Genomic DNA, 12,962 nt, shown 5'->3' with positions numbered 1-12,962 from the left:
CTGTGGATAACCTGTGAATTATTATGTTTATTATTTTTTGCCTGTTATTTTATTGTGGATAATTGTTCACAGTAATCTACAGGTTATCCACAAGCAAAAAATCCCTGTAAGCCTTGGTATACAAAGGTGTCCAGGTTTTATCCACAAATCCACAGGTACTATTACTATTATTATTATATTTATTATCTATTAATATATCTATTATGCAAAAATTCACACTGTGTATAACTTATGTGAATAAGTCCTAAAAGGAGGGTTTTTATTTTGATATTTACATGTGACAAAAATAAATTACAAGAATCTATAGCTATAGCTCAAAAAGCTATAACTGGAAAATCAACAATGCCTATCTTAGAAGGTCTATACATAGAAGCTTCTGAGAACATAGTAACTATAATAGGATCAGATAAAGATGTTAGTATAGAAACTAAATTTGAAGCTGATGTTACTGAACCAGGGAAGTTAGTTGTTGATGCTAAAATATTTGGAGAGATAATAAGAAAGTTACCTAACGATAAAATTAAAATAGAAACAGTATCAGAAGAAGCTATAAGAATAACTTGTCAAAAGTCTGTATTTGATTTATTACATATGAATGCAGAAGATTTTCCAAGCTTACCTAAGATAAACGAGAACATGATATTCTCAATAAACCAAGGAATTCTTAAAAATATGATAAAAGGAACTTCTTTTGCCATAGCTCAAGATGAAACTAGACCTATTCTTCAAGGTATATTATTCGAAATTAAGGACTCTAAATTAAACTTAGTAGCTTTAGATGGATATAGATTAGCAATAAGAACAGAGAATATAGATACTAACAATACAATTAATGCTGTTATACCAGGAAAGACACTTAACGAAGTGGCTAAGATATTAGAAGATTCAGAGGAAATAGTCAACATAACATTTACTCCAAATCACATATTATTTAATATGGGAGATACAAAAGTTATTTCTAGATTGCTGGAAGGTGAATTCATAAAGTATGATGCCTTATTACCAAAAGAACATAAGTTACAAATTGAAGTTGATAAACAAACTCTTCAAAATGGTATTGAAAGAGCATCTCTTATGGCTAAGGAAGGAAATAGTAACTTAGTTAAGTTTGATATAACTGATGAAAATATAGTAATCACATCTAATTCTCAATTAGGAAAAGTTAGAGAAGAGGTTACTATCAAATTGCAAGGAGATGAAATTCAAATTGCATTTAACTCAAAATACTTACTAGATGTTTTAAAAAATATGGAAGAGGACAAAATAGAATTAAGAATGACAAGTAGCATATCTCCATGTATTATAAGAAATAAGAACAATGATTTATGTGAATATTTAGTTCTACCTGTTAGAATAGCAAGATAATTTAAATTAGATTTTTATAACTATGGTGAGTTTAGTATTGCTAAACTCACCATAGACTATTTTTTTATTTTATTTTTTTGAAAGGAGAAACAATGTAATTTTTAAATATACATTGTGTGTATAATTATGCAAGAAGTAAAAATTAATACAGAGTTTATAAAGTTAGATTCATTTTTAAAATGGTGTGGAGCAGTTAGTTTAGGATCAGAAGCTAAAATGTTCATAATGGACGGAGAAGTTTTAGTAAATGGTGAAGTATGTACTCAAAGAGGAAAAAAATTAAGAGTTGATGATACTGTAGAGTTCAATGGGGAAATTTATAAGTTAATTTAAAGATACATAGCCTAAAGAACATAAGAATATGGTATAATTAAATATAGGTGTTTTTATGTATATAAAAAGTTTGCAATTAATTAATTATAGAAATTATGAAAATTTATCAATTAAGCTTTGTCCTAATGTAAATGTCTTTATAGGTGATAATGCACAAGGTAAAACCAATGTAATAGAAGCTATATATTATTGTGGATTTGCTAAGTCACACAGAACTAATAGAGACAAGGAGCTAATAGAGTGGAATAAGGACAGAGCTTTTATAAGGTTAGATGTTCATAAGGATAGATTAGACAAAATCATAGATGTGAATATTTTAAAAGACGGAAAAAAAGCTATTAGCATAAATTCAATAAAGATAAGTAAAATTGGAGAATTAATTGGAACATTTAACGTAGTTATGTTCTCTCCAGAAGATTTAAAAATAGTAAAAGAATCTCCTGGAATAAGAAGAAGATTTATTGATATGGAACTTAGCCAATTAAACAAAAGGTATTATCATAATTTAGTTCAATATAATAAAGTCTTACATGAAAGAAATTTAGTTTTAAAGAATAAAAATATAAATGAGGAAATGTTAGACATATATGATATACAATTGGCTCAATATGGAGAGAATATTATAAAGACTAGATTAAAATATATAGAACAGTTAAACAAATATTCTAAAGAAATTCATAAAGAGATAACTTCAGGAAAAGAAGAAATTGAATTTAAATATATTTCCACTGTAAAAGATTTAGATAATATTAAAGATTCTATGATAAAACTATTAGAACAAAATAGAAAAAAGGATATAGATAAAAGAGCTACATCTATAGGTCCACATAGAGATGATTTTAATATATATTTAAATAATATAGATGCAAAGATTTATGGTTCACAAGGTCAGCAAAGAACTAGTGTATTAACAATAAAATTTGCATCTTTAAAAATAATAAAAGAAATAACAGGTGAATATCCTGTGTTATTATTAGATGATGTATTGTCAGAATTAGACTTTAATAGAAAAAGATATGTTTTAACATCAATAAAAAATATACAAACAGTAATAACATGTACGGGAATAGAAGATCTAACCAGTTATTTAGATGAAAACTCAAAAGTATTTAGAGTTATAAATGGACGTATTCAATGTTAAAGGAGGAGTATTTGTGTTTTTACACTTAGGAGAGAATGTAGTAGTTCCAGTTAAAGATGTTATAGGAATATTCGATATACAAACTGCTATGTATAGTTCAGATACTATACAATTCTTAAGAATGGCTGAAGAGGATGGCTTTGTTGAAAGAATTACAGATGAAAAGCCAAAATCTTTTGTTATAGCTGAGATAGATAAAATGAGTAAGGTATATCTTTCACCTATTTCATCATCTACATTAACAAAGCGTACAGATATTAATTATAATCCTTAAATTTTTGAATTAAGATAAATTTGAGGTTATTACTAAAGATTTATTTTTAAAAGATTTTATAAAAATAGGATTGCCACATTTATTTTGGGAAGGGTTAACCCATAGCCTTTAAATTAATAGCTCTTAAATAATGTTTACATTAAGTGTGAGGATTGAAGGAATTTCGACTAAGTTGTTTGAGATTATTCACGGAAGACCCTATAAAAGGTAAATTGCTGCTATATAGGAGGAGTTATATGTTGGAGCAAAACAATCAAAATTATGATGCAAGTCAGATTCAAGTCTTAGAGGGACTAGAAGCTGTAAGAAAAAGACCAGGAATGTACATTGGTAGTACTAGTTCAAGAGGTCTTCATCATTTAGTTTACGAAATTGTTGATAACAGTATTGATGAAGCATTAGCTGGATACTGTAAAAATATAAAAGTATACATACACAAGGATAATTCAGTTACTGTAGTTGATGACGGAAGAGGTATGCCAGTAGGAATTCATCCAAAGATGGGAAAACCAACTGTAGAAGTTATAATGACAGTTCTACATGCTGGAGGTAAATTCGGAGGTGGCGGATACAAAGTATCTGGTGGATTACATGGTGTTGGTGCATCTGTAGTTAATGCTCTTTCAGAATTATGCGAAGTAATTGTAACAAGAGATGGATATGTTTGGAAACAGTCTTATAAAAGAGGGGCTGTGCTTACAGGTTTAGAGAAAATAGGAGAAGCTGAAGGTAGTGGAACTAAAGTTCACTTTAAGCCTGACCATGAAATATTCGAAGAAACTGAATATGATTTTGAAATTTTATCACAAAGACTTAGAGAATTAGCTTTCTTAAATAAGGGAATAAACATAACTCTTATTGATGAAAGAGAAGATGAAGTTAAAGAAGAAGTATATCACTATGAAGGTGGTATAAAATCTTTTGTAAGTTATCTAAATAGAAATAAAGAGGTTTTACATGATGAACCAATTTATGTAGAAGGTCTTAAAGATGGAATTGCTGTAGAGGTTTCTTTACAATACCATGATGGTTTCAATGAAAATATCTTTACTTTTGCTAATAATATAGACACTGTTGAAGGTGGTACTCACTTAGCAGGATTTAAAACTGCTTTAACAAGAGTAATGAATGATTATGGTAGAAGATTTGGTCACTTAAAGGAATCAGATAAGAACTTATCAGGAGATGACATAAGAGAAGGTTTAACTGCTGTTGTTTCTGTTAAAATATCTGAGCCTCAATTTGAAGGTCAAACTAAAACTAAATTAGGAAATAGTGAAGTTAGAAGTGCTGTTGATTCAATTTCAGGAGAAGGAATTTCTACTTTCTTAGAAGAAAATCCTGAGGTTGGTAAAATTATAATAGAAAAAGCTTTATTAGCATCAAGAGCTAGAGAAGCTGCAAGAAGAGCTAGAGAACTTACAAGAAAATCAGTACTTGAAAGAAGTTCATTACCAGGTAAGCTTGCTGATTGTTCATCAAAAGATCCAAAGGAATGTGAAATTTACATAGTTGAGGGAGACTCAGCTGGTGGATCTGCAAAGCAAGGAAGAGATAGAAAATTCCAAGCTATATTACCTTTAAGAGGTAAAATAATGAACGTAGAAAAGCAAAGATTGGATAAAATCTTAGGTTCAGATACTATAAGATCAATGGTAACTGCAATTGGAGCTGGTATAGGACCTGAGTTTGATATAGAAAAAATAAGATATAATAGAATAATAATCATGACTGATGCTGACGTTGATGGTGCTCACATAAGAACTCTATTATTAACATTCTTCTATAGATATATGAGAGACTTAGTTGAGCAAGGACACGTTTATATAGCGCAACCACCACTATATAAAATTTCTAAAGGAAAACAAGAGAGATATGCATACTCAGATGCTGCTGCAGATGAAATAATAGAAGAGTTTGGTGGAAAGGATAGTAGTGTAAATGTTCAAAGATACAAAGGGCTTGGAGAAATGAACGCAGGACAACTTTGGGAAACTACTATGGATCCAGAATCAAGAATATTATTAAGAGCAGATATTGAGGATGCTATGGTAGCTGATGAGATATTTACAATTCTTATGGGCGATAAAGTAGAGCCAAGAAGAGAATTTATTCAGAAGAATGCTAAAAATGTTAGCAATTTAGATATATAGTACTAATATGAGGTGAAGTACATGAGCTTAAATGAGGGAAAAGTAATACCCATAGATATAAATAAAGAAATGAAAAAGTGCTACATAGATTATGCTATGAGCGTTATTGTTGGTAGAGCATTACCAGATGTTAGAGATGGTTTAAAACCAGTTCACAGAAGAATTTTATATTCAATGCAAGAATTAGGACTATATCCTGAAAGAGGATATAGAAAATGTGCCAGAATAGTTGGGGAAGTTTTAGGTAAATACCACCCACATGGTGATTCATCAGTTTATGATGCATTAGTTAGAATGGCACAGGATTTCTCTTTAAGATATATGCTTGTTGACGGACATGGTAACTTTGGTTCTGTTGATGGAGACTCAGCAGCGGCAATGAGATATACAGAAGCTAAAATGAATAAAATAGCTTCTGAAATGCTTAGAGATATTAATAAAAATACAGTTGATTTTATTCCAAACTTTGATGGTGAGGAAAAAGAACCAGTTGTATTACCTTCAAGATATCCTAACCTTTTAGTTAATGGTTCGTCAGGTATAGCTGTTGGTATGGCTACTAATATACCACCACATAACTTAGGTGAGGTAATTGATGGAACTATAGCTCTTATAGACAATCCAGAATTAACAAGCTTAGAATTAATGACATACATTAAAGGACCAGATTTCCCTACAGCAGGAATAATAATGGGTAAATCAGGAATAAGAGCTGCTTATGAAACTGGAAAAGGTAGAATAGTAGTAAGAGCTAAAGCTGAAATTGAAGAGGAAAATGGAAGACATAAAATAATAGTAACTGAACTTCCATACCAAGTTAATAAGGCTAAGCTTATAGAATATATTGCAGATCTTGTTAAGGACAAAAAAATTACTGGAATATCAGATTTAAGAGATGAATCTGATAGAGAAGGTATGAGAATGGTTATAGAACTTAAGAGAGATGCAAATCCAAATGTTACATTAAACCTTTTATATAAACACACAAAAATGCAAGACACATTTGGAGTTATAATGCTTGCTTTAGTTGATAATCAACCACAAGTATTAAACTTAAAACAAGTTTTAGTTCACTATATAAACTTCCAAAAGGATGTTATAACTAGAAGAACTCAATTTGAGCTTAATAAAGCTAAAGAGAGAGCTCACATATTAGAAGGATTAATAATAGCCCTTGATAATATTGATGAGGTTATAAATATCATAAGAAGTTCTAAGACTTCAGAAATAGCTAAAAACACACTTATTGAAAGATTTAGTTTAAGTGAAAAGCAAGCTGCTGCAATCTTAGAAATGAGACTTAGAAGACTTACTGGTCTTGAAAGAGATAAGATTGAAAATGAGTATAATGAGCTTATGAAGTTAATAGATTACTTAAATGCAATCTTAGCTAGTGAGGAAAGATTATTAGAGGTTATAAAAGAAGAGCTTCTAGAAATAAAAGCTAAGTACTCAGATGAAAGAAGAACACAAATAGAAAAACAAGAAAATGAAATAGATATAGAAGACTTAATACAAGAAGAGGATGTTGTAATAACTCTTACTCACACTGGATATATTAAGAGAATATCTTCAGATGTTTACTCAGCTCAAAAGAGAGGTGGTAAGGGAATACAAGCAATGACAACAAAAGAAGATGACTTTGTTGAAAATGTACTTGTAACATCAACACACTCAAACTTATTATTCTTTACAACTAAGGGTAAGGTTTATAAGATAAAAGCTTATGAGGTACCAGATGCAGGAAGAACTGCTAAGGGAACAAATCTTGTAAATATATTACCATTAGAAGCAGATGAAAAAATACAAACTGTTCTTTCATTTAAGGATGTTCAAGAAGATGGATACTTATTTATGGGAACTAAACTAGGAATAGTTAAGAAAACACCATTAAAAGACTTCAAGAATATAAGAAAGAATGGATTAATAGCATTAAACCTTAGAGAAGGTGACGAGCTTCTAAGAGCTAAAATAACATATGGAGACGCAGATATTATATTTGTAACTCAAGACGGTAATGCTATAAGATTTAATGAAACAGATGTTAGACCTATGGGTAGAACTGCATCTGGAGTTAAAGCTATAAGCTTAAGAGAAGGCGACGTTGCTGTTTGTATGGATATAGCTGTAGAAGACGAAAAATTACTAGTTGTCAGTGAAAATGGTTATGGTAAGAGAACTAACCTAGATGAATATAAAGTTCAAAATAGAGGTGGAATAGGTCTTATAACATATAAAGTATCTGATAAGACTGGTAAAGTAGTTGGTGCTACTGTATGTAAAGAAGATGATGAGCTTATGCTTATAAATAACCAAGGGGTAGCTATAAGAATAAATGTAAGTGATATTTCAGTTACAAGTAGATCTGCAATGGGAGTTAAACTTATGAGGACTCTAGAAGATGAAGCTGTTGTAACTATTGCTAAAATCTCTGGAGATACTAATGAAGAGGAAGAAGAAATGACTTTATTAGATGAATCAGAAGATACAAATATAATTGTAGAAGAAGTAGCTACTGAAGTTAAGGATGAAGAAAACTAATAAGTTTTAATGAAACTCTGGTGCTTTTAGCATCAGAGTTTTTTTATTTTTTAAATTTTTCTATTAAAATTTATATTTTTTAAGTTAAATAATAAAATATAAATAAAATTAAATTAGATTAAAAAGGGTTTTATTAGGCAAATTATTATATTAAAATACCTAAAAAAACTTATAAATAGCAAATAAATAGTATAAATATAATATAAACTTTACCAAGTGTATCAATAATTGAATTTTTGAGAAAAATAAAGAAATTAATAGAAAATATAATATAATTTTATAATATAGCATATAAACTAAATGTTTATGTAACCTTATGTGATAAGATATTACTTGTCGCTGACGAACAGCAACAAAACAAAAAACAAAACTTAGCAAATAAGTTAAAAAAGTTTTTTGAAGAAAAATGTTGACAAAGTTCGAAAGTGATGATAAAATAAAGAAGTCGCTTGAGAGCGATAAAGAAATGGTCTTTGAAAATTAAACAGAAGATATTAACATAAACCAGCAATTCTTTTATAAGTAATATGAGTATAGATTAAACTTTTAAATTGAGAGTTTGATCCTGGCTCAGGATGAACGCTGGCGGCGTGCTTAACACATGCAAGTCGAGCGATGAAGTTTCCTTCGGGAAACGGATTAGCGGCGGACGGGTGAGTAACACGTGGGTAACCTGCCTCATAGAGTGGAATAGCCTTCCGAAAGGAAGATTAATACCGCATAACGTTGAAAGATGGCATCATCATTCAACCAAAGGAGCAATCCGCTATGAGATGGACCCGCGGCGCATTAGCTAGTTGGTGGGGTAACGGCCTACCAAGGCGACGATGCGTAGCCGACCTGAGAGGGTGATCGGCCACATTGGGACTGAGACACGGCCCAGACTCCTACGGGAGGCAGCAGTGGGGAATATTGCACAATGGGGGAAACCCTGATGCAGCAACGCCGCGTGAGTGATGAAGGTTTTCGGATCGTAAAGCTCTGTCTTTGGGGAAGATAATGACGGTACCCAAGGAGGAAGCCACGGCTAACTACGTGCCAGCAGCCGCGGTAATACGTAGGTGGCGAGCGTTATCCGGATTTACTGGGCGTAAAGGGAGCGTAGGCGGATGATTAAGTGGGATGTGAAATACCCGGGCTCAACTTGGGTGCTGCATTCCAAACTGGTTATCTAGAGTGCAGGAGAGGAGAGTGGAATTCCTAGTGTAGCGGTGAAATGCGTAGAGATTAGGAAGAACACCAGTGGCGAAGGCGACTCTCTGGACTGTAACTGACGCTGAGGCTCGAAAGCGTGGGGAGCAAACAGGATTAGATACCCTGGTAGTCCACGCCGTAAACGATGAATACTAGGTGTGGGGGTTTCAACACCTCCGTGCCGCCGCTAACGCATTAAGTATTCCGCCTGGGGAGTACGGTCGCAAGATTAAAACTCAAAGGAATTGACGGGGACCCGCACAAGTAGCGGAGCATGTGGTTTAATTCGAAGCAACGCGAAGAACCTTACCTACACTTGACATCCCTTGCATTACTCTTAATCGAGGAAATCCCTTCGGGGACAAGGTGACAGGTGGTGCATGGTTGTCGTCAGCTCGTGTCGTGAGATGTTGGGTTAAGTCCCGCAACGAGCGCAACCCTTGTCGTTAGTTACTACCATTAAGTTGAGGACTCTAGCGAGACTGCCTGGGTTAACCAGGAGGAAGGTGGGGATGACGTCAAATCATCATGCCCCTTATGTGTAGGGCTACACACGTGCTACAATGGCTGGTACAGAGAGATGCAATACCGCGAGGTGGAGCCAAACTTAAAAACCAGTCTCAGTTCGGATTGTAGGCTGAAACTCGCCTACATGAAGCTGGAGTTACTAGTAATCGCGAATCAGAATGTCGCGGTGAATACGTTCCCGGGTCTTGTACACACCGCCCGTCACACCATGAGAGTTGGCAATACCCGAAGTCCGTGAGCTAACCGCAAGGAGGCAGCGGCCGAAGGTAGGGTCAGCGATTGGGGTGAAGTCGTAACAAGGTAGCCGTAGGAGAACCTGCGGCTGGATCACCTCCTTTCTAAGGAATACGTCTTAGGACAACTAAGATGATAATGAATTCTGGATAATATCTCTGTTTAATTTTGAGAGACTATCTCTCAAAATTGTTCTTTGAAAATTGCACATAATTTAATTTATAGAAACAACAAGCCAAATTGGCAAAACCAATTTCTATTCTTTGTAAAATGAGAACTATAACTAATATAGGTCAAGCTACAAAGGGCGCATGGTGAATGCCTTGGCATCAGGAGCCGATGAAGGACGTGATAAGCTGCGATAAGCTTCGGGTAGGCGCACATAGCCTGAGATCCGAAGATCTCCGAATGAGGAAACTCACATGGGAAACCCCATGTATCATTAAGTGAATACATAGCTTAATGAAGGTAACCCAGGGAACTGAAACATCTAAGTACCTGGAGGAAGAGAAAGAAAAATCGATTTTCTTAGTAGCGGCGAGCGAAAGGGAAAGAGCCCAAACCGGAAACTTGTTTCCGGGGTTGTGGACATAGCATCAAAGTGGAGGCTATTGTAACTGAAGAGAACTGGAAAGTTCCACCGTAGAAGGTAATAGTCCTGTAAGTGAAACGAGAAGACCACGAGTTATGATCCAGAGTACCACGAGACACGTGAAACCTTGTGGGAAGCAGGGAGGACCACCTCCCAAGGCTAAATACTACCTGATGACCGATAGTGAAGCAGTACCGTGAGGGAAAGGTGAAAAGAACCCCGGGAGGGGAGTGAAATAGAACCTGAAACCGTGTGCCTACAACCGCTCAGAGCCCCTTATGAGGGTGATGAGGTGCTTTTTGTAGAACGAGCCAACGAGTTACGGTATGTAGCAAGGTTAAGTACTTAAGGTACGGAGCCGAAGGGAAACCGAGTCTGAATAGGGCGACTAGTTGCATGCCGTAGACCCGAAACCGGGTGACCTATCCATGGCCAGGTTGAAGCGAGGGTAAAACCTCGTGGAGGACCGAACCACGTTGCTGTTGAAAAAGCATGGGATGAGCTGTGGATAGCGGAGAAATTCCAATCGAACCCGGAGATAGCTGGTTCTCTCCGAAATAGCTTTAGGGCTAGCGTCGAGTATGAGTAGTGGAGGTAGAGCACTGAATGGGCTAGGGGGCATAGCGCTTACCGAACCTTATCAAACTCCGAATGCCACATACTTTGAGCTCGGCAGTCAGACTACGAATGATAAGATCCGTGGTCAAAAGGGAAACAGCCCAGATCGTCAGCTAAGGTCCCAAAGTGTAAGTTAAGTGGGAAAGGATGTGAGATTTCTAAGACAACTAGGATGTTGGCTTAGAAGCAGCCATTCATTAAAAGAGTGCGTAATAGCTCACTAGTCGAGAGATCTTGCGCCGAAAATGTAACGGGGCTAAACTTACCACCGAAGCTACGGGCTTGAACATAGTTCAAGCGGTAGGAGAGCGTCGTAACCGGGCTGAAGTCGTACCGTAAGGAGCGGTGGACTGGTTACGAGTGAGAATGTTGGCATCAGTAGCGAGATGTGGGTGAGAATCCCACAGGCCGAAAACCTAAGGTTTCCTCAGGAAGGTTCGTCCGCTGAGGGTTAGTCGGGACCTAAGCCGAGGCCGAAAGGCGTAGGTGATGGACAACTGGTTGATATTCCAGTACCACTACCATCGTTATTATCGATGGCGTGACGCAGGAGGATAGTGTGTGCTAGCTATTGGATGCTAGTCTAAGCGTTTAGGCAGTGAGAGTAGGCAAATCCGCTCTCATAATGCTGAGGCGTGATGGGGAAGGTTCTACGGAACCGAAGTACATGATTCCACGCTGCCAAGAAAAGCGTCTAGAGAGAGAAGTAGTGCCCGTACCGCAAACCGACACAGGTAGGTGAGGAGAGAATCCTAAGGCCGGCGGAAGAATTACAGTTAAGGAACTCGGCAAATTGACCCCGTAAGTTCGCGAGAAGGGGTGCCTACGAGAGTAGGCCGCAGAGAATAGGCCCAAGCAACTGTTTAGCAAAAACACAGGTCTCTGCTAAAGCGTAAGCTGATGTATAGGGGCTGACGCCTGCCCGGTGCTGGAAGGTTAAGGGGAACACTTAGCGCAAGCGAAGGTGTGAACTTAAGCCCCAGTAAACGGCGGCCGTAACTATAACGGTCCTAAGGTAGCGAAATTCCTTGTCAGGTAAGTTCTGACCCGCACGAATGGCGTAATGACTTGGGCACTGTCTCAACTGTAAATCCGGCGAAGTTGTAGTGCGAGTGAAGATGCTCGCTACCCGCGATTGGACGGAAAGACCCCGTAGAGCTTTACTGTAGCTTAGCATTGAGTTTTGGTATTGTCTGTACAGGATAGGTGGGAGACTAGGAAACCAGGGCGTCAGCCTTGGTGGAGTCAACCTTGGGATACCACCCTGACAGTACTGAAATTCTAACTGGCGGCCATGAATCTGGTCACAGGACATTGTTAGGTGGGCAGTTTGACTGGGGCGGTCGCCTCCTAAAAAGTAACGGAGGCGCCCAAAGGTTCCCTCAGAACGGTCGGAAATCGTTCGAAGAGTGCAAAGGCAGAAGGGAGCCTGACTGCGACACCCACAAGTGGAGCAGGGACGAAAGTCGGGCTTAGTGATCCGGTGGTACCTCGTGGGAGGGCCATCGCTCAACGGATAAAAGCTACCTCGGGGATAACAGGCTGATCTCCCCCAAGAGTCCACATCGACGGGGAGGTTTGGCACCTCGATGTCGGCTCGTCGCATCCTGGGGCTGAAGTAGGTCCCAAGGGTTGGGCTGTTCGCCCATTAAAGCGGCACGCGAGCTGGGTTCAGAACGTCGTGAGACAGTTCGGTCCCTATCCGTCGCGGGCGTAGGAAATTTGAGAGGAGCTGTCCTTAGTACGAGAGGACCGGGATGGACTGACCTCTGGTGTACCAGTTGTTCCGCCAGGAGCACAGCTGGGTAGCTAAGTCGGGAATGGATAAACGCTGAAAGCATCTAAGCGTGAAGCCAACCTCAAGATGAGATTTCCCATAGCGTAAGCTAGTAAGATCCCTTGAAGAACACAAGGTTGATAGGTCGGGGGTGTAAGCATGGTGACATGTTCAGCTGACCGATACTAATAGATCGAGGGCTTGACCAAATA

6 protein-coding genes and 2 rRNA genes are annotated in these 12,962 nt (G+C 37.0%); all 8 read left to right on the top strand.

What is annotated here, in order from left to right; translation table 11 throughout:
- The first annotated feature begins 264 nt into the window (after positions 1-264).
- The 8 genes from dnaN to I6G60_RS01595 all read left to right on the top strand — a co-directional run bounded on the left by dnaN (position 265) and on the right by I6G60_RS01595 (position 12,959).
- Entirely contained in the window at positions 265-1,365 is a 1,101-nt protein-coding gene (gene dnaN / locus I6G60_RS01630; protein WP_003451044.1) for a DNA polymerase III subunit beta, read from the top strand.
- Between the two features lie 126 nt (positions 1,366-1,491).
- Positions 1,492-1,698 carry a S4 domain-containing protein YaaA gene (yaaA, locus tag I6G60_RS01625; protein WP_003470354.1) on the top strand — a complete coding sequence of 69 codons (207 nt, stop codon included), beginning with the start codon at positions 1,492-1,494 and terminating at the stop codon, positions 1,696-1,698.
- Between the two features lie 55 nt (positions 1,699-1,753).
- Entirely contained in the window at positions 1,754-2,839 is a 1,086-nt protein-coding gene (gene recF / locus I6G60_RS01620; protein WP_003450989.1) for a DNA replication/repair protein RecF, read from the top strand.
- A 13-nt stretch (positions 2,840-2,852) separates the two neighbouring features.
- Positions 2,853-3,113, top strand: a complete 261-nt coding sequence (gene remB, locus I6G60_RS01615) for an extracellular matrix regulator RemB (RefSeq protein ID WP_003451015.1) — start codon at positions 2,853-2,855, stop codon at positions 3,111-3,113.
- Between the two features lie 236 nt (positions 3,114-3,349).
- Positions 3,350-5,266, top strand: a complete 1,917-nt coding sequence (gyrB, locus tag I6G60_RS01610) for a DNA topoisomerase (ATP-hydrolyzing) subunit B (RefSeq protein ID WP_003466052.1) — start codon at positions 3,350-3,352, stop codon at positions 5,264-5,266.
- Positions 5,267-5,287: 21 nt separating this feature from the next.
- Positions 5,288-7,807, top strand: coding sequence for a DNA gyrase subunit A (gene gyrA, locus I6G60_RS01605; RefSeq protein ID WP_057230289.1), 2,520 nt, complete (start codon positions 5,288-5,290; stop codon positions 7,805-7,807).
- 547 nt (positions 7,808-8,354) lie between these two features.
- Positions 8,355-9,867: ribosomal RNA gene (locus I6G60_RS01600) — 16S ribosomal RNA — on the top strand.
- Between the two features lie 187 nt (positions 9,868-10,054).
- Positions 10,055-12,959, top strand: a 23S ribosomal RNA gene (locus I6G60_RS01595).
- The 16S and 23S rRNA genes sit together here, the layout of an rRNA operon.
- Positions 12,960-12,962: the final 3 nt, after the last annotated feature.

Origin of the sequence: Clostridium perfringens (assembly GCF_016027375.1) — a bacterium.
Classification (GTDB): Bacteria; Bacillota; Clostridia; order Clostridiales; family Clostridiaceae; genus Sarcina; species Sarcina perfringens.
This window is presented reverse-complemented; position numbering and strand designations above follow the sequence as displayed.